This window comes from Acinetobacter colistiniresistens (assembly GCF_024582815.1).
In the GTDB taxonomy this organism is placed as follows: domain Bacteria; phylum Pseudomonadota; class Gammaproteobacteria; order Pseudomonadales; family Moraxellaceae; genus Acinetobacter.
The window spans coordinates 461,707-486,075 of record NZ_CP102099.1 but is presented as its reverse complement, the minus strand read 5'-3'; the positions used below and the strand labels follow the sequence as shown (position 1 = coordinate 486,075).

General features: G+C 41.4%; 23 protein-coding genes. 12 read left to right on the top strand and 11 right to left on the bottom strand.

Features of this window, described 5'->3' with window-relative positions; translation table 11 throughout:
• Nucleotides 1-2: 2 nt before the first annotated feature.
• Both NQU59_RS02290 and mdtD read right to left on the bottom strand, forming a co-directional pair.
• Nucleotides 3-971 (bottom strand): hypothetical protein, encoded by a 969-nt coding sequence (locus NQU59_RS02290; protein WP_257064821.1) that lies wholly within the window; start codon nt 969-971, stop codon nt 3-5.
• 47 nt (nt 972-1,018) lie between these two features.
• A complete protein-coding gene (gene mdtD, locus NQU59_RS02285) occupies nt 1,019-2,404 on the bottom strand; it encodes a multidrug transporter subunit MdtD (RefSeq protein ID WP_257064819.1) in 1,386 nt (461 codons plus the stop codon).
• 164 nt (nt 2,405-2,568) lie between these two features.
• On the opposite strand from mdtD, the gene NQU59_RS02280 reads away from it, so the two are divergent.
• The gene (locus NQU59_RS02280) at nt 2,569-4,350 is read left to right on the top strand and encodes a choice-of-anchor I family protein (protein WP_257064818.1); all 1,782 of its coding nucleotides are present in this window, start codon (nt 2,569-2,571) and stop codon (nt 4,348-4,350) included.
• A gap of 58 nt (nt 4,351-4,408) precedes the next feature.
• Here the strand turns inward: NQU59_RS02280 and NQU59_RS02275 are convergent, their stop codons facing one another.
• A complete protein-coding gene (locus NQU59_RS02275) occupies nt 4,409-5,032 on the bottom strand; it encodes an LOG family protein (protein ID WP_257064817.1) in 624 nt (207 codons plus the stop codon).
• Between the two features lie 325 nt (nt 5,033-5,357).
• Here NQU59_RS02275 and NQU59_RS02270 point away from each other — a divergent pair, with 325 nt between their 5' ends.
• The 4 genes from NQU59_RS02270 to NQU59_RS02255 all read left to right on the top strand — a co-directional run bounded on the left by NQU59_RS02270 (nt 5,358) and on the right by NQU59_RS02255 (nt 8,807).
• Nucleotides 5,358-6,941: a TerC family protein gene (locus NQU59_RS02270; protein ID WP_005240311.1), complete on the top strand. Its 1,584-nt coding sequence runs from the start codon at nt 5,358-5,360 to the stop codon at nt 6,939-6,941.
• A gap of 82 nt (nt 6,942-7,023) precedes the next feature.
• Nucleotides 7,024-7,494, top strand: coding sequence for a YchJ family protein (locus tag NQU59_RS02265; RefSeq protein ID WP_257064816.1), 471 nt, complete (start codon nt 7,024-7,026; stop codon nt 7,492-7,494).
• Between the two features lie 52 nt (nt 7,495-7,546).
• On the top strand, nt 7,547-8,191 hold the full coding sequence (locus NQU59_RS02260) for a trimeric intracellular cation channel family protein (protein WP_004656399.1): 645 nt from the start codon (nt 7,547-7,549) through the stop codon (nt 8,189-8,191).
• A 7-nt stretch (nt 8,192-8,198) separates the two neighbouring features.
• The gene (locus tag NQU59_RS02255; RefSeq protein WP_257064815.1) at nt 8,199-8,807 is read left to right on the top strand and encodes a hypothetical protein; all 609 of its coding nucleotides are present in this window, start codon (nt 8,199-8,201) and stop codon (nt 8,805-8,807) included.
• A gap of 560 nt (nt 8,808-9,367) precedes the next feature.
• Here the strand turns inward: NQU59_RS02255 and NQU59_RS02250 are convergent.
• From NQU59_RS02250 to NQU59_RS02240, 3 genes are read right to left on the bottom strand one after another with little or no spacing between them, the layout of a single operon-like run.
• On the bottom strand, nt 9,368-9,697 hold the full coding sequence (locus NQU59_RS02250) for a hypothetical protein (protein WP_257064814.1): 330 nt from the start codon (nt 9,695-9,697) through the stop codon (nt 9,368-9,370).
• 3 nt (nt 9,698-9,700) lie between these two features.
• Nucleotides 9,701-10,450 (bottom strand): hypothetical protein, encoded by a 750-nt coding sequence (locus NQU59_RS02245; protein ID WP_032860604.1) that lies wholly within the window; start codon nt 10,448-10,450, stop codon nt 9,701-9,703.
• Nucleotides 10,440-10,946 (bottom strand): PAAR domain-containing protein, encoded by a 507-nt coding sequence (locus NQU59_RS02240; protein WP_257064812.1) that lies wholly within the window; start codon nt 10,944-10,946, stop codon nt 10,440-10,442. Before NQU59_RS02240 ends, NQU59_RS02245 begins: the two co-directional genes overlap by 11 nt.
• A gap of 276 nt (nt 10,947-11,222) precedes the next feature.
• Here NQU59_RS02240 and parC point away from each other — a divergent pair, with 276 nt between their 5' ends.
• Nucleotides 11,223-13,442 carry a DNA topoisomerase IV subunit A gene (gene parC, locus NQU59_RS02235; RefSeq protein ID WP_005240306.1) on the top strand — a complete coding sequence of 740 codons (2,220 nt, stop codon included), beginning with the start codon at nt 11,223-11,225 and terminating at the stop codon, nt 13,440-13,442.
• Between the two features lie 156 nt (nt 13,443-13,598).
• Nucleotides 13,599-15,278, top strand: a complete 1,680-nt coding sequence (locus NQU59_RS02230; RefSeq protein WP_005240304.1) for a long-chain-fatty-acid--CoA ligase — start codon at nt 13,599-13,601, stop codon at nt 15,276-15,278.
• A 48-nt stretch (nt 15,279-15,326) separates the two neighbouring features.
• Here the strand turns inward: NQU59_RS02230 and NQU59_RS02225 are convergent, their stop codons facing one another.
• Nucleotides 15,327-15,719, bottom strand: coding sequence for a hypothetical protein (locus NQU59_RS02225; protein WP_005240303.1), 393 nt, complete (start codon nt 15,717-15,719; stop codon nt 15,327-15,329).
• A gap of 150 nt (nt 15,720-15,869) precedes the next feature.
• Between NQU59_RS02225 and NQU59_RS02220 the strand changes: the two genes are divergently transcribed.
• The gene (locus tag NQU59_RS02220; protein WP_005240301.1) at nt 15,870-16,268 is read left to right on the top strand and encodes an MAPEG family protein; all 399 of its coding nucleotides are present in this window, start codon (nt 15,870-15,872) and stop codon (nt 16,266-16,268) included.
• A gap of 115 nt (nt 16,269-16,383) precedes the next feature.
• A complete protein-coding gene (gene ppa / locus NQU59_RS02215; RefSeq protein WP_004656389.1) occupies nt 16,384-16,911 on the top strand; it encodes an inorganic diphosphatase in 528 nt (175 codons plus the stop codon).
• Between the two features lie 98 nt (nt 16,912-17,009).
• Here the strand turns inward: ppa and NQU59_RS02210 are convergent, their stop codons facing one another.
• Complete coding sequence (locus NQU59_RS02210) at nt 17,010-18,284, bottom strand: OprD family outer membrane porin (RefSeq protein WP_005240298.1); 1,275 nt, start codon at nt 18,282-18,284, stop codon at nt 17,010-17,012.
• A gap of 736 nt (nt 18,285-19,020) precedes the next feature.
• Between NQU59_RS02210 and NQU59_RS02205 the strand changes: the two genes are divergently transcribed.
• Complete coding sequence (locus tag NQU59_RS02205; RefSeq protein WP_005240296.1) at nt 19,021-19,833, top strand: TorF family putative porin; 813 nt, start codon at nt 19,021-19,023, stop codon at nt 19,831-19,833.
• 108 nt (nt 19,834-19,941) lie between these two features.
• Here the strand turns inward: NQU59_RS02205 and NQU59_RS02200 are convergent, their stop codons facing one another.
• On the bottom strand, nt 19,942-20,706 hold the full coding sequence (locus NQU59_RS02200) for a sulfite exporter TauE/SafE family protein (protein ID WP_257064799.1): 765 nt from the start codon (nt 20,704-20,706) through the stop codon (nt 19,942-19,944).
• A 381-nt stretch (nt 20,707-21,087) separates the two neighbouring features.
• Between NQU59_RS02200 and NQU59_RS02195 the strand changes: the two genes are divergently transcribed.
• Complete coding sequence (locus tag NQU59_RS02195) at nt 21,088-21,876, top strand: TorF family putative porin (protein WP_257064797.1); 789 nt, start codon at nt 21,088-21,090, stop codon at nt 21,874-21,876.
• A 42-nt stretch (nt 21,877-21,918) separates the two neighbouring features.
• On the opposite strand, the gene NQU59_RS02190 is transcribed toward NQU59_RS02195, so the two are convergent.
• On the bottom strand, nt 21,919-23,406 hold the full coding sequence (locus NQU59_RS02190) for a YifB family Mg chelatase-like AAA ATPase (RefSeq protein ID WP_257064794.1): 1,488 nt from the start codon (nt 23,404-23,406) through the stop codon (nt 21,919-21,921).
• Nucleotides 23,407-23,474: 68 nt separating this feature from the next.
• Entirely contained in the window at nt 23,475-23,702 is a 228-nt protein-coding gene (locus tag NQU59_RS02185; protein ID WP_005240251.1) for an accessory factor UbiK family protein, read from the bottom strand.
• A gap of 274 nt (nt 23,703-23,976) precedes the next feature.
• Here NQU59_RS02185 and glnK point away from each other — a divergent pair, with 274 nt between their 5' ends.
• Nucleotides 23,977-24,315: a P-II family nitrogen regulator gene (gene glnK, locus NQU59_RS02180; protein ID WP_004656379.1), complete on the top strand. Its 339-nt coding sequence runs from the start codon at nt 23,977-23,979 to the stop codon at nt 24,313-24,315.
• The last annotated feature ends 54 nt before the right edge of the window (nt 24,316-24,369 follow it).

Genomic DNA, 24,369 nt, shown 5'->3' with positions numbered 1-24,369 from the left:
GATTATGCGATATCTAAAGAGGAGTTAGATTTACAGTATTGATCATGTAGGGATTGTACTCGTTTTGCCTTGAGATTGATGGCCTGACTGCCCAATTGTGCCACAAATCGGCAAGAAGCATAATGTTCAGCCTGCCGTTGATAATCTTGAACCCACTTCGCCCGAATGGCTTGTCTTTCCGCACTGACTGGCCATACTCCTAAGCGTAAACGGTTGATACCGATCCGCCATGGCTTTGGGCTGATTCTGGCACGGAAACAGTTCTGATTTTTGCACATACTGACATAATTGGGATCGGCTTGGATCGCATCAAAAAGGAGCTGGGCCATCTCGCCATTCGGTTGGAAGATCTGGTGCATCACTAAGATTCGATAACCTTTGGGAGTGCGATAGACGCGTAAATGCCAGCTTGGGTGTTGTGTCGAGAACTGTTGAATACGTTTTAAAGTCCGCTGTTCTGGACGACCTGCAAATTGAGTTTGGATACGGGCCAGTCCTTTGGTGAGAAGCCCTGTAAATAGAAGGGTGATGACAGCACCTATGCCGAAGATCAACCATGACATCAAGTAGGTTGCAGCTGCGATTGAGCTCAGCAACAGGATTAAAAATGCAATCAAACGAAGTTTAAAAGACGGTGTATCAATAAAATCAATATCTGCAAATAATACATCTGGAGTGTTTAAACATAATGCACCATAGGCATTGCGTGTGATAATCACATCATCATGCTGAGCAATGATTTCTTCTCGAATGGGTAAGCCTTCTGCACCGTTATAAGCAACTTTATGATCAATACGATGAATATTTTCTCCGGCTTTGATCTTTGCAATTGCTTCGGCAAGGCGTTGCTCAGCATGTGCTTGCGCTGCATCAAGGTCTTGATTTGACCAGCCAAAACGTTTGAGTGAGTATTGGCGACCTGCAATCTTGGTTTTGATTTTGGCTTCAGCCCAATGCTGAGGAATAATCATGTCATTTTCCTTATTCTTTTCATTTGTTTGAGGCGTGATCTCTTGACTTATTCGGTCGTTTCTTTGGGAATCTGCCAAAACACCATCGCTGTAATAATATTGATACAGCCCAGTGTAATCAGTGTGGCATGAAACGCAGTACTAATCGATGCTGTTGTAAAGTATTGACCAAATACATTGATCAGTGTTCCTGCCAGCGCCACGCCAATACTCATCGAGAGCATCATAATCATAGACAAGAAGCTATTACCACTGCTGGCATCCTGTTGCGGCAAATCTTTTAGGGTGAGTGTATTCATGCCGACAAATTGCAAGGAATTGAGTGTGCCAAAAATAAACAGGTGCAGTACCTTCAACCAAAGGGGGGTTGCTGCGGTCATGAGTGAAAAGCTGGCAATACATAAGCCGACCAGAACCGTATTGGTCAGCAGAAAACGGCGATAACCCACATGCTGAATGAGTGGCCTTACGATCGGTTTGGAAAATAATGAGCCTAAAACCATTGGAATCATCATCAAACCCGTGATGAAAGGTTCAAAGCCAAAGGCAACCTGCAGCATCAAAGGCAAAATAAAGGGAATGGCATTACTGCCCAAACGGGCAAAGAAATTGCCCAGCACCCCGATAGAGAAAATCTTGTAGCGGAATAAGCGGCCATGAAAGAGCGCATTTTGATGGCTGTGGGCATGATAAGCATAGCCCACGGTCGCAATTAGCCCGCCTGCCAGTAATACCAGACTGACCAGACGTGAATATTGTGAAGCCGCAATATTTTCAATGCCTAAAGATAGGCCCACCATTGCCACCATTAATAAAATAAAGCCACTGAAGTCAAACGCTTTTACCGTAGGTTCTTTTTGATTTGGCATGACTTTTAGGGTCATGATCATGCCCAGCACGCCCATTGGAATATTGATGAGGAAAATCCAGTGCCATGTTGTGACTTCAACCAGCCATCCGCCTAAGGTTGGCCCCAGCAAGGGACCGACCAGACCTGCAAGGCTCATTAAGCTCATGGCAGACAGGAATTGTGTGCGTGGGATCAGCTTTAACAGGGCTAAACGCCCGACAGGCATGAGTAAGGCGCCGCCAAGGCCTTGTATCACGCGAAAGAATAACAGTTGTTCCAGATTTTGGGAGAGACCACAGCCGAGAGAGGCCAGACTGAAAATCACCATGGAACTGAGATAGGTATTCCGGATACCGAAGCGATCCGCCAGCCAGCCACTCAGTGGAATACAGGCTGCAACCGACAGCACATAGGCCACAATGACACTATGCATTTGCAATGGGTTTTCATTGAGCTGTACGGCCATCGCTGGAATTGCCGTATTGACGATGGTGGTATCCAAGGCTTGCATAAAAAAGCCAATCGAGACTAAGAGCACCAATAGACGAAATTCAGGCTGTACTGCTTGATGTGTTGTTGTCATGAGCCATGATGAATAAAAAGCCAGTTTTAGTTTAATGCAACTGTGTGTGAAATAAAGACAAAAATTGTCAAGGAGTGGTCATGGAAATGACATTAGAGTGTCATCGAACTTGAAACTCAACGGACTAGATTAGCCTTACAAAATGAATTGTATGGAATTTGATCATGAAATTTAGGATTTCAGTTTTACTGACCGCAATACTGTCTGTGGGGTTGGTGGCGTGTAATGATGACAATGACAACAAGAGCAACCCGGCTGAGGTGGTTGAGCCGACGCCAAATACCATCAAACTGAGTTTGCTAGGACGTTACGAGACTAACGTTTTTGCCAAAAGCGCAGCAGAAATTCCAGCCTATGATGCTGCGACAAAACGTCTGTTTGTGGTCAACGCACAGAAAGGTTTAGTGGATGTTTTAGATGCATCTAAACCTGAAAAGCCCATCCATATTGCAGAACTTTCTGCACGAACCTATTTAGCCAATTCAGACGTCAATAGTGTTGCGGTGAAAAATGGCATTGTTGCACTCGCCGTTCAAGCTGAAAACAAAACCGATGCAGGGATGGTGGTCTTTTTCAATGCCAAAGATTTAAGTTTTATCAGTCAGGTTACCGTGGGTTCTTTGCCTGATATGTTGACCTTTAGCCCTGATGGCAAAACCGTCTTGGTGGCCAATGAAGGCGAGCCGAATGATGATTATTCAGTTGATCCTGAGGGATCAGTCAGCATTATTGATGTCAGTAATATTCAGCAACCAAAAGTAAATACGGCAGATTTTAAGGCGTGGAATACGCAGAAAGCAGATTTGCTTGCCAAAGGTGTACGTATTTTTGGGCCCAATGCAAGCGTGGCTCAAGACTTGGAGCCGGAATATATTACTGTTGCCGCAGACAGTAAAACGGCTTGGGTGACCTTACAAGAAAATAATGCCATTGCGCGGATTGATATTGCGCAAAAGAAAGTCACGGATATTTATCCTTTGGGTTATAAAGATCACGGTCAAGTCGGTAATGAGCTCGATGTCAGTGATAAAGACAAGAAGATTGATATCAAGACCTGGGCGGGGCTAGTCGGGATGTACCAACCTGACTCGATTGCCAGTTATCAAGCCAATGGTCAAACCTATTTGGTCACGGCCAATGAAGGGGATAGCCGTGAGTGGTTAAAAGATTCCAAAGCCTATTATGCAGGCGATGCCAGTAAAGGCTTTGTTGAAAATATCCGAATGAAGCATCTGTTTAACAGCAAAGGCTTTAATACGGATGGCGATTACCCAGCACATTTACAACAACTTGCGGTCGGGGTGAAGGGTGCCAAACTCAATCCAGTGACTTTTGCATATTGTGGCGCAACGGCGACAGCCGCAGGTGCTTGCCGTGAAGATGCGCAATTAGGCCGTCTTAACATCGCCTGGAATATGGGCTATCAGACCAATGCGGATGGTTCTCCGAAACTGGATGCCAATGGTTTGCTCACATATGACAAGCTCTATGCTTATGGCGCGCGTTCATTCAGTATCTGGAATACCCAAGGTCAGTTGGTCTGGGATTCAGGCAGTGAGTTTGAAAAGAAAACGGCTGAACTGTTCCCTGAATATTTTAACAGTGATCATGAAGCGGTTGCCTTTGATGACCGTAGTGATAATAAAGGCCCTGAACCAGAAGGGGTTACAATTGGCACAATTGGTCAAAAAACCTTTGCTTTTATCGGCTTGGAACGGATGAGTGGTATTATGGTGTATGACATCAGCACACCGAATAAACCAAAATTTATTGAATATTTTACCTCGCGTCATTTTGCTGAGACGGATATTGCCAAACAGGGAGATTTAGGGCCTGAAGGCCTGATCTTTATTGCAGCTAAAGACTCACCAAACGGCAAGCCTTTATTGGTCGTCGGCAATGAAGTGAGTGGTTCAACCGCGGTGTACCAAGTAAATGTGCAATAAATTAATGTGAGAGATAAAAAAAAGCGGATCGATGTGATCCGCTTTTTATTGGTCGGTTTCAGACTTCGATATGGCTTGGCGTGTTTAAGTTTTTAATCACACTTGAAATCTGTTCCAGTGTTTCGCAAATAATCACTTTGGCACGATGCTGCGGCGGTAAGAAGCCTTCTTCAACCGCATGATCCAGCTGGGCAATCAGCGCATCATAAAAACGATTGACGTTATAGATAATCATCGGTTTCTGATGCTGATTGAGTTGTCCCCAAGTCGCAATTTCCAGAATTTCTTCAAAAGTGCCTAAACCACCCGGTAAGGCAATAAAGGCACTGGCACGTTCAGCCATCAGTGCCTTACGTTCATGCATACTGTTAACGATATGTAGTTCGGTCAGTTTATGGTGAGCGATTTCATAGTCCAGCATAAACTCTGGAATCACGCCGACCACTTCACCCGCATGTTCCAGTACGGTATCAGCCACTTGGCCCATCAAGCCAATGCTGGCACCGCCATAGACAATCCCAAAGCCCTGATTGGCAATATGCTGGGCAAGTTCAATGGCTTTGTCTCGATAAATCGGTTTATTGCCTGTACGCGAACCGCAATAGAGGGCAATCAGAGATTGAGTGGTTGTGGGAGTCGGGTTAATGCTTTTTTTCTCTGTCATTCTTAATACACTATTCATTCGTTTATTTTCACCTTATCATTTTCACTGTGCTTGTCTAGGCTAAATCAGGTTTGTGACAGTTTTATGCACATTTTACATACAATGGACTTTTGGTGTGCCTCGAAAGAATTTGACAAAATCATCCACATAAAAAAGATGAATTTCACTGCAATCTTGCCTATACTGAAAATCCTTTTATTAATTTATGTACCTCTATGAGTAGTGGTTGTTGTCGCTCCGCATTGTTCTTATTTCCTAAAAAAAATGTTTTGGCTCCTAGTGCCAGCCTTTTAAAATCTCAACTTCATAACAATATTGCTGATTTTGCAGAGGAGTCACCTCAATGATTCTGGAATGGATGTCAGATCCTGCTGCTTGGGTTGGCTTAGCTACATTGGTGGTGCTTGAAATTGTATTGGGTATTGATAACCTTGTTTTTATTGCAATTTTAGCCGAAAAATTACCACCCGAACAACGGAATGCTGCGCGTAAGATTGGTTTGCTGCTGGCCCTGATAATGCGTTTGATCTTGCTGGCCTCGATCGCATGGGTCGTGACATTAACCACACCGCTGTTCCATATTTTTGATCATCCCTTTTCTGGACGTGACTTGATTCTACTGTTTGGTGGTGTGTTCTTATTATTTAAAGGCACCATGGAACTGCATGAACGAATCGAAGGAAAGCAAGCACATAAAGAAGAAAATCCAGTGCATGCCGTGTTCTGGATGGTGGTGGTACAGATCGTGGTGCTGGATGCGGTCTTCTCGCTCGACAGTGTGATCACTGCCGTGGGGATGGTGAAAGAGCTTTCAGTGATGATGATCGCGGTCACGATTGCAATCGGCATCATGTTGTTGGCTTCACGCCCGTTAATGGACTTTGTTAATAAGCATCCGACCGTGGTGATTCTGTGTCTTGGCTTCCTGATGATGATTGGTTTCTCATTGGTGGTCGAAGGCTTTGGTTTCCATATCCCGAAAGGTTATTTGTATGCTGCGATCGGTTTCTCTGTGCTGGTGGAAATGGTGAACCAAACCATGCGCCGTAACCAAGAGAAATTGGTCACCACGACAGATTTACGTTATCGCACTGCTTCTGCGGTACTGCGTATGCTCGGCAGTAAAGGCAGTGGTAACGAAGGCCAGCATAAAGAGACTGAAGATGTTTTAGCAACACAGGCATATGCCAAAGAAGTCTTTGATGAAGACAATGGGGTCTATCATAGTGTCTTGGTACAAGGCGTGCTGGGTTTATCCGAGCGTCCAGTCAAGTCAGTGATGACGCCACGCCCAGAGTTGGAATGGCTGGATTTAGATGATGATCCTGCCGAGCTAAAAGAACGTTTAATGGCGATGACCCATTCACGTTTGATCATTGCACGTGGTGAGTTGGACAATATTGAAGGTGTTGTTTTAACGCATAAAGTGTTGAATGAATACATTGAAACCGGGGCGATTGATTTTACCAAGCACTTACGTGAACCTGTGATTGTGCATGAGAATGCGCAAGTGTTGATGGTGATGGAACAGTTACGTCAAGCACCGTTGCAAATGGCGATTGTCTTGAATGAATATGGTTCAATTGAAGGTATTGCCACACCAATTGATATGCTGGAAGCGATCGCAGGTGAATTTCCTGACGAAGATGAATTAGAAGCAACAGCGGAAAGTCTGGATGACGGTTCGATGTTACTGGAAGGTTCAACCGATATTCGCCATGTGTCTTTGCTATTGGGCAAAGACTTGGTCGATGAAAGTGAAGAATATTCTACGTTGTCTGGCTATATCCTGTTCCACTTGGGTCGTTTACCTGAAAATGGCGACATGATCGAAGTCGATGGCTATCGTTTTGAAGTGGTCACAATGGATGGGCACAAAATCGAAAAAGTGCGCATTATTGCCAAAGAAAAACCTGTAGAGAAATAATGTAGTCGTTCCCGAATAGCCCTGAGTTTGACCTTTGTTTCGCAATGGTCTGGTTCAGGGCTATTTTATTTGAGAGTTGAAAATGACGTTGTCACAACACTGTCCTTGCGGGCAGGGGCAATATGCTGAGTGCTGCCAGCCCTTACATTTAAAACAGCAGGTCGCGCAAACTGCAGAGCAATTGATGCGCTCGCGTTATAGTGCCTTTGCCTTGCAGCAGATCGACTATCTTTTGCAAACCACCGCTTTGGGCCAACAAGCGGCTTTGGATCGTGCTGCGATTGCAGACTGGAGTCAATCGAATCAATGGCTCAAATTGGATGTCGTGCAACATCAGCCCAAGCTGGATAAAACCCATGCGCTGGTTGAGTTCAAGGCACATTATCATGATGGCAAGCAAGCGCATATTCATCATGAGATTTCACATTTTGTATTACACCAACAGCAGTGGTATTTCCTTGATCCGACGCTGGATCTGCAGATCACCATGAAACAACCCTGTATTTGTGGCTCGGGGAAAAAATTTAAACAATGTTGTGCACAATTCATCTAAGTTTGTCTTAGAATAGCGCACACTTTTACGCCTGATTTAGGGATGTAGGCAGATGTTACTCACCGTAATTTATATTATTGCCATTACTGCGGAAGCAATGACGGGCGCACTGTCAGCGGGGCGACGCAGTATGGACTGGTTTGGTGTGGTACTGATTGCCTGTGTCACGGCATTGGGCGGTGGCTCGGTACGTGATGTGCTATTAGGGCATTATCCGTTGACTTGGGTGAAACATCCTGAATATTTGGTGCTGACCTGTATTGCCGCTTTTGTCACCATTATTATTGCCAAATGGATGCGCCATCTGCGCAATATCTTCTTGGTTCTAGATGCCTTGGGCTTAATTGGCTTTACTATTATTGGCTGTCAGATTGCATTGTCAATGGGACATGGTTTTGTGGTGTCTGCGGTTGCAGGGGTACTCACTGGGGTGTCGGGCGGTATTCTGCGTGATATCTTGTGTAATGATGTACCGTTGGTGTTCCGCCGTGAGTTGTATGCCAGTATTTCCTTTGTCGCCGTGATTTGTTATTGGGTGTGTTTGGAAGTTGGTTTACCACATGATCTGACTGTAATTTTGACTTTGGTCTTTGGTTTTACGCTACGTTTGATTGCGATTTATTTTGGGCTGGAAATGCCGAAATTTATCTATAAGGAAGATGATGCGGAATCTGCTTCCTCCACCGATGAGCATTGAGATTAAAATGGATAGAGAGAAAATTGAGCAGATAAGAAAAGAACTCTCTATCCCACTTACATACGCGATAAAACTTTTAAAAGAAAACCAAAATGATGTATCTGCCGCAATAATTAATTTTCATCAAGATAATATTGAAAAAGTGATTCAAGCCACTGAATGTCAAATCTCGGTCGCCCAAGATATCTATCAATGTTGTAATTTCGATGTTGAAAAGGCGATTAAAAAAATCCAGTCACAAGTGATGCTCCTTACAACACGTGAAAATCAACAAAAAATCAAGAATGAAATAGGTTTTATTCTTTGGGCTGAATCTGAAAGTCATAAAACTAGTTCAAATGACATTTTTATCCCAGTGCATGATTTTGATTATATTTTAGATGCTTTTAGAGTTGCTTGTTCTGTAGACCAATTGAGCAATACTTTGTCGGGAAACAATTTTGATGTATGTGGATACAACTATCTAGATCATCATACATGTACCCTTATCTTCAATGAGATGCTAAAAATTCCTGCAAATAATTTAGCGATAGAAAAATTTTTAAAAGCTTTAATCAGTTGGTGGCGTGACCAGTTAAAGCGTGCTAAATATATCGTAGTTTATGGCAATTTATGATACATCTCATTCACTCTGGTTTATGAAGCCTTAGATGTCAAAAAGAATTACTATAGGTATTTACCAGTCTCATTCGATCGAAATTGATGGTTACGTACCTATTGATATTCATTTCAATGAAAAATCTCCAGATTTGTATTGGAGAGGTGGTAATGCCCAATTACCATGCTTTTAAATTTATCTGAATTTATAAATTTTATAAAAATAAATTTAAATTATTAATGAATTTTATTTTTATTTCGAGTTGATATTATTCTAAGAATAAGGATAGTAAATATAACTACAGAAAATAAAAAGTATATTCCTCCATAAAAAGATGTGATTTATAGCCCTTATAGATAAACATTGGTAATAGTTCTTGCTGAGTATAGCCAATAGAAGCTTTTTCAAAAAAATAACTTATAATTAAGGCGTATAAACCAGAGAAAATAAAAAGGATAGAATTTTATTCACTTTATCTTTTATGAAGAAAATAGAGTTAACACTTAAAGAAGCAATGAGTATCGTAAAGACGACAGCGTAAACAGTTATCCAGTAGTTATAATCTTCCATTTAATCACCTAAAGATTTTTGTGTCTAGGTAGGATTCTATAAATTAAAGCAACTAAAGCAAAGATAGAAAGAAAGAATGGGAGAGCACCAGAAAATAAATTTTTATCGAAACCAAGGTAGATAAAAGATGCCATTTCTTGTTGTTGAGTATATCCTACAGAAGCTTCAGGAAAGATAAACCAATTCAAAGCAAAACGTATGACTCCTGTCAATGTAATTGTTAATAAAATTCGATTAACAATATCTTTAACCCAAAGTGAGAGATTAAATGCAACTGAAAGAATGGAGATAGAAAAAAATATACTATAAATATTAATCCAATGGTCTATATTTTCCATAAATTAGTTTCCTAACGCTAATCTTATAATATCAGCAGATATTCTACCTGAACTTGTCACTTTTTTAATGGCTTTTCCATTATGGAAAATTATTCGAATACCATGCCGATAATCTTGTTCTTTAATAGAGGTTGTACCATCAATGTTTGGATTTGCTTTGGATGCATGACCAATTACAACACTTTTTAATTTACCTGCATTATAGAGCTGCTTAGAAAACTCTGAGGCAAAGCAATTTTCGCCAGAACCTGTATTGCATCCATGTATCTCAACTTTGGACTCATTAGTAAAAGCTTTTAGGTTTAAATCCGAAATTGCATATTGATTTTTTATTTTATTTTCTTTCCTATCAAAGCCTTTGTAGATGGCTTGAAACTTTGAAATATATAGGTTTGAAGCAAGTTGATTTTTGACGGTATTTTCAACATTCTTCTCCAAAGATGAGCCAATGATAAAGTAGATACCATCGGGGTCTCCGTGACAGAAAATATCCAAAGATTGGATTGTATTGGTCAACTGGCTGGCTATTGCTGAAACTATTGTCTTTGCTCCATTACTTATTTGAAATTTTTTGACTGGTAGATCATTTTTATAATCGGAAGCTACATTCTTGGAAGCGAAATTAAAAGCTGAATTATCACTAGCTTTAACTGCGCCACCAATCATCATTAAACGAACAGGCAAATTCATTTTGACCTGTTCAACTTGAGCATTTTGTTTGGTCGTTGTGCGATATTCGTTTTTAGTAACCATGATCATCAGATTCTTCTATTCTTATGCTGATCCCTTCAGCTTGTTCTTTGTCATTTAATTTATGCGTATGGCCTGAGGCATCGGTTGTCCCTTGGATTTTTTCACCACTTGAAAGTTCAATGACATATTTCACATGGGCAAGTGGTTGTTGATCATCTTCATTGATGAGTTGAAATTGGCCAGAGTAGCGTTGTGAGGATTCTGCTCGAAATGCTGATGGGCATGGTGCGCCGCCTGCATCGCCAATGACATGACTTTGTTTGGGTTGTAAAGAAGCGCCACAGGAAAATAAATCACCTACGAAGGCAACCGCGATACCATCAAAGATGACATGGTCATTACTTTTTAATAAGGTTGACCAGCATTTGCAACGTGGACAAAAAAAGCCATCCCCAGCCCTTAAAAATAATTGTCCATTGAAGGAACTCCTTTGTTGTGTTGCTTGTACAAAACCACCATGATTTGTCGTTGATCCATTAACTCCAAATGCTCTCATTTTTTGATTCCTGTTCTTATTTTTAAATTTAATATAAAAATTAATTAAATTATTCTTAATAATAGTTGGAGTTCATGGCTTTGTTAATATTTTTTACTTTTTATATACAAAGGTGGCGCATTGATGGAATTACAGAATGTCTAGAAAAGAAGTTATGCCTTAACCAACAAGACACCATTTGACGTTTAAACAACAACAAGGGCTTGTCACAACGCCTTCATCCACATAGCATACAAAGCATTGACGATAATAAATGATTTTGGATGACTCGCTGAAATGACCAGCCTTGCACATCATGCAACAGAAAACCGTTCCGTAGCCGAATTCACTGAGCAGGCTTACTTGAACTATGCCATGTACGTGATTATGGATCGTGCATTGCCCCATATCAGTGATGGTTTAAAACCTGTACAGCGCCGTATCGTTTATGCGATGAGCGAGTTGGGTTTAAAGTCGACCGGCAAACCGAAAAAATCGGCACGTACCGTCGGTGACGTACTCGGTAAATACCATCCACATGGTGACTCCGCTTGTTATGAAGCGATGGTGTTGATGGCACAGCCATTTAGCTATCGCTATCCATTGGTTGAAGGTCAGGGTAACTGGGGTTCACCCGATGATCCAAAATCGTTTGCGGCCATGCGTTATACCGAAGCCAAACTATCGGCTTATAGTGAGTTATTACTGAGCGAGCTCGGGCAAGGTACCAGTGAATGGCAGGATAACTTTGATGGTTCAATGAAAGAGCCGATTACGTTACCTGCACGTGTGCCGAATATCTTGCTGAATGGTACCACGGGGATTGCGGTGGGAATGGCGACGGATATCCCGCCACATAACTTACGTGAAGTGGTAAAAGGGACGATCGCACTGATTCGTAATCCTGAAACCACTGATGAAAAATTAGCAGAATATATTCCTGCACCAGATTTACCGACCAAAGCAGAGATTATTACTCCGCCTGAAGAACTGCTTAAAATTCAAACCACAGGTCGTGGTAGCTATCGTATGCGTGCCGTGTACACGGTCGATAAGAATGAAATCGTGATTACTGAATTACCTTATCAGGTTTCTGGTTCAAAGGTAATTACTCAAATCGCCGATCAGATGATTGCCAAGAAATTGCCTTTGGTCAGTGATGTTCGTGATGAATCCGACCATGCCAATCCCACCCGTTTGGTGATTGTGCTACGTTCTAATCGTGTTGATGCAGAAACGGTGATGAGTCATTTGTTTGCAACCACGGATTTAGAGTCCAGCTATCGTGTTAACTTGAACATGATTGGGGCCGATGGCCGCCCGCAAGTGAAATCGATTCGCCGTATCTTGTTAGAGTGGATTGAGATCCGTAAGCAAACGGTAACGCGTCGTTTGCAGTATCATTTAAATAAAATCGAAAAACGCCTGCATATCTTGGCAGGTCTTTTAATTGCTTATCTCGATATTGATACCGTGATTCGGATTATCCGCGAAGAAGATCAACCGAAACCTGTATTGATGCAGCATTTTGGGATTGATGATATTCAAGCCGAAGCGATTCTAGAGCTGAAACTGCGCCATTTGGCCAAGCTTGAAGAGATGGAAATTCGCCGTGAGCAAGAAGAGTTAGAAGCAAAAGCGGCAATTATTCGTGAGCAATTGGCCAATCCAGAATCATTAAAAAATCTGATTATCAATGAATTGAAAGAAGATGCGAAAAAGTTCGGTGATGATCGCCGTTCACCAATGGTCGTCCGTGCAGACGCCGTCCAGATTAAAGAACAGGATTTGATGCCAGCAGAAGCCGTGACCGTGGTCTTGTCCGAAGCAGGTTGGGTCCGTGCAGCCAAAGGCGCAGAAGTAGATGCGGCTAATCTCAACTTCCGAGCGGGTGACCAGTATTTAAGTCATGCGGTTGGTAAAACCAATCAACGGGTGTACTTTTTAGATGAAACGGGGCGCAGTTATGCCTTGCCAATTAGCAGCCTCCCTTCAGCGCGTGGCTTTGGTGAACCTTTGAGTTCCAAACTGTCACCAGCAAGCGGTGTTTCATTTATTCAAGTCTTGGTGGACGATGACCAGAATGAATTACTGGTTGCCAGTTCCAAAGGTTATGGTTTTAAAACCCAAGTTGCGCAACTGGATACCAATGCCAAAGCAGGCAAGACTTTCTTGACAGTTGCAGATAAGGCAACAGCTCTGCCATTACTGCCAATCCAGCAAGCAACCCACGTTGCCATACTGAGTTCATCAGGACGATTGCTGATTATTGATTTAGCAGAACTTCCTGTACTGAATAAAGGTAAAGGTAACAAGTTGATACAACTTGATGAAAAAGAGCAAATTTTATCCATGACAACCCTAACGTTAGATGAAATAATCCAAGTCGCTGCAGGACAACAGCACCTCAAACTGAAAGGGGATGATCTCCAAAAATATCTAGGAAAAAGAGCAACAAAGGGGCAACTTTTACCACGCGGATATCAAAAAGCAAATAGACTCTTCATTCAGAGATAAGGCTAGTATTCTGTGATACAAATACGTTATATATGACAATGTATTCATATTGTTTGGATAGGTTGACAGGGCAATTCAAAAAGTTAAAAAAAATGTTTTGTCATGGACGTAACGTTGTTACATTTTTAAGGATTACCACTCGGAGATAATGGCATTATGGAAAAGATTTGGTTTGCTGAATACCAAAAGACAGGAATTCCAGAAACAGTTGAACTGCCTGCTGAAAACACCTCACTTGTTGATATTTTTGAACGCAATTTCCAAAAATTTGGTTCACGTGATGCCTTTATCTTCATGGATAAAGTTTTAACGTTTAATGAATTAGAAGTCGCTAGTCGTCAATTTGCAACCTATTTACAAACGCTGGGTTTAGCCAAAGGCGCTCGTGTTGCGGTGATGATGCCGAACGTTTTTCAATATCCAGTGGTTGCTTTAGGGGTATTCCGTGCAGGTTTAGTCCTTGTTAACGTGAACCCATTGTATACAGCGCGTGAGCTTGAGCATCAATTGAATGACTCTGGTGCAGAAGCCTTGGTCATTATTGAAAACTTTGCCAGTGTTTATCAAAGCATTCTTGGTAAGACCCCTGTGAAGCATGTCGTGGTGGCTTCAGTGGGTGATATGCTGGGCGCATTGAAAGGCACATTGGTCAACTTTGTGTTGCGTAAAGTACGTAAACAGATTCCAGCATGGAATATCCCAGGCCATACCAAATTCAATGCCGCATTAAATAAAGCCAATCCAAGTAACTACAAACGTCCAAGCCTCACTTTAAGCGATACAGCAGTATTGCAATACACAGGTGGTACCACTGGTGTGTCGAAAGGGGCTGAATTGACCCATCGAAACCTTGTGGCGAACTTGCTTCAGTGCGAAGCGATCTTCTCAAGTAAGTTTGGTAGTTCTGATAGCGCGAAGGGTGACCGTATCGTTTGTGCATTGCCGCTCTATCATATCTTTGCATTTATGGTGTGCGCGCTTTACGGTATGTACAAAGGTCAAGCCAATATCTTGATTCCAAATCCACGTGATCTACCAGCAGTGGTTGGTGAATTACGTAAATATCAACCTTCATTCTTCCCAGCAGTAAATACTTTATTCAATGCTTTGGTGAATAACGAAGAATTCAAACAGCTTGATCATAGCAATCTGAAGATGGCGATGGGCGGTGGTATGGCGGTATTGCCATCAACTGCAGCAGCTTGGAAAAAGATCACAGGCACAACCATTATCGAAGGTTATGGCTTGTCTGAAACGTCTCCTGTTGCAACGGCAAACCCACCTGCAAGCACTGAATTTAGTGGCACGATCGGTATTCCATTGCCATTGACTGAAGTGGCGATTTTAGATGACGACGGTAACGAAGTTGCACTCGGCGAACAAGGTGAAATTTCGATTCGTGGTCCACAAGTCATGAAAGGCTATTGGAACCGTCCAGACGAAACCGCGAAAGTGATGACCGCTGATAACTTCTTCCGTACGGGTGATATCGGTGTGATGGATTCGCGTGGTTATGTGAAGATTGTTGACCGTAAGAAAGACATGATCTTGGTGTCTGGTTTTAACGTTTATCCAAGTGAAATTGAAGAAGTCATTGCCAAACATCCAAAAGTATTGGAAGTGGCTGCGATTGGCGTGCCTGATGAAAAATCAGGTGAAGTGCCGAAACTCTTCATTGTGAAGAAAGATCCATCATTAACGACTGAAGAAATCATTGCTTATGCAAAACAAAACTTAACGGGTTATAAGTGCCCACGTTATGTTGAGTTTATGGAAGAGTTACCGAAATCAAACGTCGGTAAAATCTTACGTAAAGATTTACGTAAACCAGCTTAAGTACATCGCTGAAAAAACGCCGCAATCGCGGCGTTTTTTTATTTGGATTTATTTAGTTCCATTTGACTTCATGAGCCAGCGATCGATATAAGGACGTCCGATCCCGACAATGCCGACAAATACCATCATTGTGGCCAATTGAAAACGTAATCGGGTGGCATCAATACCATTAAAACTAAAATAATTATCAGCAACCGCATACAGCGCAATGACTGCGAGCCAATGCCACAGTGTTAAGCGATAAATACCAACTGCATAAAAGGCAATGCTTAGGATCACAAAGGTCCCCAAAGTTGACTGCCAATTGAGATTGGCACAAATCACACTGAGCAGAAATGCCATGATTGGAAGCACGACTTTCAAGACACGATCAACTAAAAGCTGATGTTGTCGTTGTTGTGCGAGCACATCAAACATTTCTTTTTGATCGGGTTGTCGCATAGCTTGACCTTAAAACTGTATGAAAAAACACAACTTTTACACAAACATCCTGTGTAAAAGAAACGCTTGTTGAACAAGCACAAATGAAAGTTCAATAAATTATAGATTATGATAGCATGATCAGAAGAACTTCAAATGATGGATCTCAGCATGCAAGGTATTAGCGGCATTATATTGATGATTATAGTCGCATGTTTGTTGCCGTATGTATTTACCTTGATTGCGAAATCAAAAGGTGGTTTTCAGGCAAAAGATAATCAAAATCCGCGTGAATTTTTAGCCAAAACAACGGGATTATCTGCACGGGCAAATGCGGTGCAGCAAAATAGCTTTGAAAGTCTACCGTTATTTATTGCTGCCATTTTGATGGCTGAGTACATGGTGGTACCAGAGCGATTTATTTTTACCTTAGGCTGGGCCTATATCGTATTTCGCGTGATTTATGGGATTTGTTATTTAGCTAATCTTGCAACTTTACGCTCCATCATCTGGTTTTTCTCTCTACTTTGTCCAATTTTACTGTTTGTGATCACAATCAAAATGACTTAGTCGTGGCTGGCGATAAAATTCGCCAGCTCGGCGTATATCTAGCATCATTTTCATTGTATTCACGTTATAATCTGTCCGATTTAAATCTGACTTCACAATATAAACGAGTGTTGATATGAGCTATAGCAATATTCCTGCGGGTAAAGACGCACCAAACGACATCTATGTCATCATTGAAATTCCTGCAAATGCAGCGCCAATCAAATATGAAATTGATAAAGATTCAGATGCATTATTTGTAGACCGTTTCATGGGTACAGCAATGTTCTACCCAGCAAACTACGGTTATGTGCCAAATACATTGTCAGAAGATGGTGACCCATTAGACGTACTTGTTGTAACCCCACATCCTGTTGCTGCGGGTTCTGTGATTCGTTGCCGCCCAGTGGGTAAATTGAAAATGGAAGATGATGGTGGTATTGATGCGAAATTGATCGCGGTTCCACACGAAAAATTATCTCCACTTTATAAAGACGTTCAAGAATATACGGATCTTCCACCGTTATTGATCAGCCAAGTGGAGCATTTCTTTGCTCACTATAAAGATTTAGAGCCTGGTAAGTGGGTAAAAATCAGTGGCTGGGAAGGTGCTGATGTGGCGAAAGCTGAAGTGCTTAAAGCGATTGAAGCGGCTAAAAAGTAATTTTGGTCGGCGTGATCAGCTGCTTTTTGTTTAGTTGCTGGTCATAAAAAACCTCCATTCATTTGAATGGAGGTTTTTTTAACTTGATGAACTGTGAATTAGAATAATTTCACAGGAATATCAAGCCAGATACGCCATTCATTGGTATCTCCAATGTAGGCATTTGTTTGGTAGTCATCGCTTGCACGATAATATGAATGACGTAAACGCAAACTTGCATCTTTGGCAAAACCAGATTGCACAGTATATTTCACTTGGTTAAAGAATTCGCGTTCATGTGCATTATCAGTCAAATTCTTAACTTTGATATCCCAACCATAGACATAAGCTGTGGTCCAGCTTAAACCTGGAACACCATAGCCACCAAAGTCGATGTTGTATTGCAATTGCGCCGATTTTTCACTGTTACCAATGAAGTCAGACAGATAAGAGTTTGGCAAGTAGATACTTTGAGCGCCATCGGCATTCTCACCATAGTCATAACCGGTATTGCCATTGTTTTGTTGGTAAGCCAACATTACGCTGTGAGGCCCAGTGTTATACGTGGTAGACAGAGCCCAAATGGTATTTTTACGATTAGATAAGTCATCAGTCGTACTTGAATACGTGCTTGCTTCTTTATCCCACTTGGTATGGTAAGCACTTAAGTCATAAGTAAGCGCGCTATCTTTATCTAAAGGTTGTTTGTAGTTGGCATTGACATAATGACGTTTGAGTTTGTCTTTGCTATCCATACCAAAATAAGACGTACTTAAATTGTCATCGAATTTATATTTTGCGCCCCAAACTACAGCGCTATCAAGATGTCGGCCATCGCGATTGATTTGATCAGAGTACTGGTCTTTGGTGAATTTACCAGCAGTTAATTCTAAGCCATCAATTTCACGGCTGGTTGCCAAAACACCTTCAAAGTATTCAGGAACCAAGCGTGTAGTATTACTTGCTAGAACTGGAAGGTCTAACACTTGGGTACCGTAGGTTACGGTTGTATTTGAGATACGCGCTTTAACAAAACCGCCACCACGTGCCCAGTGATCATAGGCTGAACCATCTGGACGTTTCGGGATCATACCGTTACCAGAATTGTTGTTTGAGCCCAGTTTAAATGAGCCATCGCCGATCACACCCGCGCCAAAGCCAACTAGACCTTGGGTAAAGCCTGTTTCTAGTTTTACCATTGCTGTTTGAGCATATGAACTCGTGTCTTTGACACCATTCTTTTTGTCGCGGCTTAAATAACCAGTACGGAATAAAATATCCCCTTTGGCATCTTCAACAAGTCCTTTTGCTTCGCTTTGTTCGCTTGCATATGTTGAGGTAATTAACGCGGCATTAATCAAAACCGCTAAAGTAAGTTTCTTTGCCTTTGGCATAGCTCGCCTCATTAAATAAAATAAATTTGGGGTAAGACCGAAATTTTGACCAATTGTATAAGTTATGCATAAAAAGATAGATTTTTATTAAAATAATTTAATTATTATTAAATAAAATACTTATACAATTTTATGATTTGTTCTGTGTTTAAAAAACAATCATAATTAATTTAATATTTTGATTTTAAATAATAAATTGATTTATTTTGGATGTGAAATATACAAATTATTTTTAAATTTATTCTGGTTGAAATATGTGATTTATTGTTATATTTTTCTTTTTATTGAAAGAGTTATTTTTCTTTGTTTAAAAAATATTCAGATGAATTTGCAAAAATGACATCCCGACGAATGACAGTGACTGACCAATCTAAAGTTTACTTTGTTCATACCTGTTTAAGCTTTTTGTAGACGCACTGTTGTGGAACACCGTTAAATTTCCCAGTGAGGTGCTGTTGTTTTAAGCATGATTAGCGTTTCTGAACATTCACTTGATGCATTGTTTTTGTGCATAAAATCGCCTTGTTTTTTTATATGCTTTTAAATAGTTCAAAAAAATATGATTTTTTTATGAAAGACCAGTTTTGAGGCAAATAAAGCAAAAAATCAGTACTTTTGCCAAACTGAAATAAGATTTAACGCAGATTTTCCTAAGTTGGCACAGCAATTGCTAATTACTCTTCGATGCAATTTAAAACATGAATTCAGTCGAATATCCATCATGGGGGAGATCAATATGATGAAATTTGCATGTAAAGCGATCGCGTTGAGTGTTTGTGCTGTGACTTCGACTTTTGCTATGGCGGAAGACAAACCTTCATTTTATGGGGTAACAGCCTCAGGGAATGTTGCTGCTACAACGGACTATCGTTTCCGTGGTGTGACGCAATCTTCAAATAACCCGGCCATTCAAGGTGGTTTTACATTTTCACATACTTCAGGCGCTTATTTAGCTCTTTGGGGCTCCAGTGTTGACTTCGGTATCTCTGGTGTTTCCACTGAAACTGATGCGACCTTGGGATTCACCAATAGCTTTGCTTTGACAGATAAAATTAAGCCAGTGTATGACGTTGGTGTGACTCATTATGGTTATATTGGATCTAAGTCAAATTATACAAATAGTTATAATGGTAAAAAGGGTTTGGCCTTTACTGAAGTGTTCGGAAAATTAACCTTCCCAGAAACTATTTTTGCTGGTGATGCACTGAGTGTAGGAGTGAACTATTCACCGGATTACTGGGGCCGAAGTGATGATTTCTGGTATTTTAATTTAGGATATTCAGCTCCGATTGCTGATACAGGCTTAACGGGTCTTGCATCGGTGGGTTACAATAAATTGAAGAATACCGATGCTTTAAGTGTTGTTGCTGGTGGGCCTGGCAAGGATGATAATTATGTCGATTATAAATTGGGCGTAAATTATAATTTCCTTGGGATTTTGGCTGAGGTCGATGTGGTTGGAACTAATATCAGTAAGTCAGGCATGACCGACGGGCAGAAAAAACCTTATGACACAGGTGTTTTATTTAGCTTAAGCAAAAGCTTCTGATTACATTCAGATAAAAGCCAGCAAACCTGCTGGCTTTTATGATTTGAGATCAGGTTTTTTCAGAAGCAGAAAGACTATGATATGGCAGTATAAACGTTTGAGGTAGGGTTAAAATATTGAACATCCCATGCGAGCAATCAGAAAAATGAGCAGAATCAGAAAAAACAAGCGAATAAATTGACTGCCATATCGGAGTGCTAGGAATACACCAACTAAAGAACCAATCACATTACATAAGGCGATGATTAAGCCGATTTCCCATAGCACATGACCTGTTGGAATAAAAAATAAAAGTGCTGAGCTAAAGGTACCAAGGTTAACAACCTTTGCTGATGCAGATGCGTTGAGAAAATTAAAACCAAAAACTTTGACAAAGAGGAAAAGTAGGAAGCTGCCACTACCTGGGCCAAAAATACCATCATAGAATCCAATCAACCCTCCAAAAACAACGCCAAGAGCGATGTCTTTGTAACCACATTTCACATAAGTACTTTGTGCGCCTAAATCTTTTTTTAAAAAAGTATAAATGGCCATCATGATCAGTAAGCAGAAAACAACATAGCTCATCAATTGTTTTGGAATATAGGCAGTCGTCATTGCACCGACAAAGGCAAATATAAATGCAGCAAGCATCGTTGGAATCAGAAGCTTCCAGACAAATTTAATTTTATTCACATATCTAAAAATGGAAGATGCGGTTCCGGCCCAAACCGCCAGCTTATTTGTGCCCAATACGGTTGCAATGCTGTGTTGAGGTAAGGCATGCAATAGCGCAGGAATTTGGACTAAACCGCCACCTCCTACTACGGCGTCAATCAGACCACCACAGAAGGCAAAGAATCCTAAAGTCAGCAGGACGGTTTCATCGATCATTATCATTAACCCATCTGTGAGGTGCTAAGTGGTTTGTAAAGGGCTTCACCTATGAATCTAACTCGATAATGAAACATTATTTTTTCTTATTCTGTTGATTTTTTATGCAAACCTAAAGTGATTATTTGTATTGATAAGATTTTTCATCTGACTAAAACGGTGCTTTTATGCGCTATGGGGCGTATGGCGCGCCCAGTTCTATTGCAAGATTGAAACTGGGTTGAGCTGAAGGCGATTTTGATTGTTTGAGTTTATATTAACCATTTGTTTTATATTGAATTATTTTTATTTTTGAGTTTGGCATAGCAATTGCTAAGTAGACTCTGCTGCAATTTAAAGCTTAAAAATCAATTGAGTATCTAAATATAGGGGGAGATCAATATGATGAAATTTGCAAGCAAGGCTACGTTATTGGGTGTGATGACTGCAACCTCAGCATGGAGTTGGGCGGAGGAGAATAAACTCCCATTTCCAGGGACCGTTACGGGTAATGTGAATGTGGTCTCAAGTTACAATTTACGCGGCATGACCAACTCGCCAGAAAGTGATACGCCAGCGGTCCAAGGGGGACTGGACTATACGCATGACAGTGGGTTTTATTTGGGCTATTGGTTTTCGACTTTAACCGCTGCCTATGCTGATTTTAATACCTCACCAACCGATGTGAAGGAAGAGAAAAAATCTTTCGAAAACGATTTCTATGCAGGTTATAAAGGCAAAATTACCGAAGATCTGGGTTATCAAATTGGCGGAACGATTTATTACTATTACCCCGGTTGGGAGTCGACAGGTTATGAAACTATTTTGGGGTTGAGTTATAAGGACTTTAGCGTAACGGCACAGACTTTATTGAATAATGTGAGTTTCGGAAATAAAGGTGATACCTATTTCCTCGCGACTTATACACCAAAACTCGCCGGTGGCTTTACCGGTAAAGTACAAGTTGCTGCTTATTATTATGGCGATGATGATGAATATCTGGCTTATCAAGCCAAAGCAGGGGATGTGACCAAAACGGATTTTTCCTTCCGCCACGCAACCCTAGGTTTGTCTCACCCATTGGGCAATACAGGCGCCACATGGGGGCTGGATTATATTTTTGGAGGCTACACTCGTGATGAAACCAAACAAAAGAACAAAGTGGTTTTAGCACTCGGTTATGCCTTCTGACTTTAGCTGACCTAAAAAAAAAGCGGCCTTAAGGCCACTTTTTTAGCTTTGATGTCCACGATAAGACAGTGCTTCGCTAATGTGGTTGCTATTGATCACTTCATTTTCAGCTAGATCCGCAATGGTTCGCGCAACTCTTAATATGCGGTGGTAAGCACGTGCAGACAGATTCAAACGTTGCTGAGCCATTTCAAGAATCTTACTCGAACTGTCATCCAATAGAGCATGTTGTTCTAATCGCTTCGGTGAAAGTGCCTGATTTAAACATTGCTGGCGTTGCAGCTGTTTTTCATAGGCGTTAATCACACGCTGCCGTACTGTGGCTGAGTTTTCAGTTGGCGCGCGATTCTGTAATTCTTGTGCCTGTAAAGGCGGTACATCAATATGTAAATCAATACGATCCAATAAAGGACCTGAAATTCGGTTTTGATAACGTTGAATACTGTCTGGCGAACATTGGCAGCGACTATCCTGATTAAAGGCATAGCCACAAGGGCAAGGATTCATTGCAGCAATAAATTGAAAGTTTGCAGGAAAAGTCGTTTGTCGTGCTGCCCGTGAAATCACGATCTCTTTGGATTCGAGCGGCTGGCGTAGCACTTCCAGAACTTTACGGTCAAACTCGGGTAATTCATCCAAGAATAGAACACCCAAATGCGCCAAGGTGATTTCACCTGGTTTGGGTTGTGAGCCTCCACCGACCAAGGCAATAGCGGATGCGGTATGGTGTGGTGCTCGGAATGGACGCTGTCCAAAATGATGCGGAGCATTGGCAACTGAATAAATGCTCGCAACTTCTAAATTTTCACGTGTATTCAGCGGCGGTAAAATTGATGGCAGCCGTGAAGCTAACAGTGTTTTTCCAGTGCCTGGAGGTCCTTTAAACAGTAATGAATGTCCACCAGCCGCTGCAATTTCCAAGGCACGACGTGGACGGAGTTGACCTTTAACATCGGCCAGATCAAATTGGTAAGTAGAAGACGTGGTATTTATTCTTTGTGGTGCAGCTTGAATCTGGGGGTTGCCCAAAAAATGTGCACAAACCTCTTGGAGATGCTTGGCCGCGTAGACCTCAAATTCAGGAAGTTGATTGGCTTCATCTAAATTTTCAGCTGGTAGCAAGAGACGATGCTGGGCCTGTTGACAGGCCATGGCAATAGTTAAAGCACCTGAAATAGGACGTAAATGTCCATCAAGAGCCAGTTCACCAATAAATTCAAAGTTTTGAGTACTGTTTTCTGGGAGTTGACCAGAGGCAATCAAGATGCCGAGTGCAATGGGTAAATCGAGCCGGGAACCATCTTTGGGTAAATCTGCAGGCGCTAAATTGATGGTTAAACGCTTGGTTGGAAACTGAAAACCGCTATTAATGATGGCGGAGCGGACACGATCTTTACTTTCACGGACTGCGGCTTCAGGCAGGCCGACAATCGTTAAAGAAGGCAAGCCTGCACTGATATGCACTTCAACTTCGATTTGTGGGGCATGTAGCCCCAATAGGCCTCTGGTATAAATCTTGGCAAAAGACATCTTATTATTGTTCCATTATAGTGCTTTATTTTTAATCATTGCTCAGTGCAATATGCACCGAGTTGGTGCTATTTTTTATGCTGAAGAAACTCTTCCAGTATTTTCATCTGTTGTTGAAGTTCAGCAAGACGTTGATTAGCAGTATTCAAGGCATTCCTTTGGCGATCCAGTTCTTGCTTCGAGACAAGATCCAATTTTTCGATACTTTCATTCAATAGCGCACGTAAGTTCTTTTCTAAATCTTTTTTAGGTTGATCAACTTGCTGCAAAATTGCCTGTAAAAGAGTCTCAATCATAAACTGCTCAATCGGTTATGTATATTTGCTGCCCAGTGTATCACTGCTTTCTCCAATCCTCTAGCACAGTTGGGGCCAGATGCTGGAGTGACTTATCAATCCAGTGAAACAGGGGTAAATGAAACTTATTTTCGATGCACTATCTACATCTTCAAGGCTAAATAGGTTATAAAGAAAGCTTGTGCCCAATATTTGAATCCCCCCAACCTTTAAATATTGGCATGAAAATTGAACATAAAACCTTACTGGTGAAATAAGCCGAAGGAAAACAAACATGAAGCTTGTAACTGCAATTGTAAAACCATTCAAATTGGATGATGTGCGTGAGGCACTCTCTGAAATTGGTGTTCAAGGGATTACCGTAACTGAAGTCAAAGGTTTCGGACGTCAAAAGGGTCACACAGAACTGTATCGTGGTGCAGAGTATGTGGTTGATTTCTTACCGAAAGTAAAGATCGAAATTGCAATTAGTGATGAGATGGTGGATGCGGTCATTGAGTCGATTACTCGTGTCGCAAGCACTGGCAAAATTGGTGATGGAAAAATCTTTGTCACCAATTTAGAACAAGTGATCCGTATTCGTACGGGTGAGACTGGGCCAGATGCTGTCTAAATTGGCACAAACTTTGCTGAGTTAGAAAGAATAGAAATAGCTCGCAAAATCAGG

Excerpts from the sequence above, each read along its gene's own strand:
- NQU59_RS02275 (WP_257064817.1), bottom strand. The coding sequence starts at position 5,032 with ATGAATAGTGTATTAAGAATGACAGAGAAAAAAAGCATTAACCCGACT.
- parC (WP_005240306.1), top strand. The coding sequence starts at position 11,223 with ATGACCAGCCTTGCACATCATGCAACAGAAAACCGTTCCGTAGCCGAA.
- NQU59_RS02220 (WP_005240301.1), top strand. The coding sequence starts at position 15,870 with ATGCAAGGTATTAGCGGCATTATATTGATGATTATAGTCGCATGTTTG.
- NQU59_RS02260 (WP_004656399.1), top strand. The coding sequence starts at position 7,547 with ATGTTACTCACCGTAATTTATATTATTGCCATTACTGCGGAAGCAATG.
- NQU59_RS02205 (WP_005240296.1), top strand. The coding sequence starts at position 19,021 with ATGATGAAATTTGCATGTAAAGCGATCGCGTTGAGTGTTTGTGCTGTG.
- NQU59_RS02265 (WP_257064816.1), top strand. The coding sequence starts at position 7,024 with ATGACGTTGTCACAACACTGTCCTTGCGGGCAGGGGCAATATGCTGAG.
- NQU59_RS02190 (WP_257064794.1), bottom strand. The coding sequence starts at position 23,406 with ATGTCTTTTGCCAAGATTTATACCAGAGGCCTATTGGGGCTACATGCC.
- NQU59_RS02185 (WP_005240251.1), bottom strand. The coding sequence starts at position 23,702 with ATGATTGAGACTCTTTTACAGGCAATTTTGCAGCAAGTTGATCAACCT.
- NQU59_RS02290 (WP_257064821.1), bottom strand. The coding sequence starts at position 971 with ATGATTATTCCTCAGCATTGGGCTGAAGCCAAAATCAAAACCAAGATT.
- NQU59_RS02230 (WP_005240304.1), top strand. The coding sequence starts at position 13,599 with ATGGAAAAGATTTGGTTTGCTGAATACCAAAAGACAGGAATTCCAGAA.
- glnK (WP_004656379.1), top strand. The coding sequence starts at position 23,977 with ATGAAGCTTGTAACTGCAATTGTAAAACCATTCAAATTGGATGATGTG.
- NQU59_RS02225 (WP_005240303.1), bottom strand. The coding sequence starts at position 15,719 with ATGCGACAACCCGATCAAAAAGAAATGTTTGATGTGCTCGCACAACAA.
- ppa (WP_004656389.1), top strand. The coding sequence starts at position 16,384 with ATGAGCTATAGCAATATTCCTGCGGGTAAAGACGCACCAAACGACATC.
- NQU59_RS02200 (WP_257064799.1), bottom strand. The coding sequence starts at position 20,706 with ATGATCGATGAAACCGTCCTGCTGACTTTAGGATTCTTTGCCTTCTGT.
- NQU59_RS02210 (WP_005240298.1), bottom strand. The coding sequence starts at position 18,284 with ATGCCAAAGGCAAAGAAACTTACTTTAGCGGTTTTGATTAATGCCGCG.
- NQU59_RS02250 (WP_257064814.1), bottom strand. The coding sequence starts at position 9,697 with ATGGAAAATATAGACCATTGGATTAATATTTATAGTATATTTTTTTCT.
- mdtD (WP_257064819.1), bottom strand. The coding sequence starts at position 2,404 with ATGACAACAACACATCAAGCAGTACAGCCTGAATTTCGTCTATTGGTG.
- NQU59_RS02270 (WP_005240311.1), top strand. The coding sequence starts at position 5,358 with ATGATTCTGGAATGGATGTCAGATCCTGCTGCTTGGGTTGGCTTAGCT.
- NQU59_RS02240 (WP_257064812.1), bottom strand. The coding sequence starts at position 10,946 with ATGAGAGCATTTGGAGTTAATGGATCAACGACAAATCATGGTGGTTTT.
- NQU59_RS02195 (WP_257064797.1), top strand. The coding sequence starts at position 21,088 with ATGATGAAATTTGCAAGCAAGGCTACGTTATTGGGTGTGATGACTGCA.
- NQU59_RS02280 (WP_257064818.1), top strand. The coding sequence starts at position 2,569 with ATGAAATTTAGGATTTCAGTTTTACTGACCGCAATACTGTCTGTGGGG.
- NQU59_RS02245 (WP_032860604.1), bottom strand. The coding sequence starts at position 10,450 with ATGGTTACTAAAAACGAATATCGCACAACGACCAAACAAAATGCTCAA.
- NQU59_RS02255 (WP_257064815.1), top strand. The coding sequence starts at position 8,199 with ATGGATAGAGAGAAAATTGAGCAGATAAGAAAAGAACTCTCTATCCCA.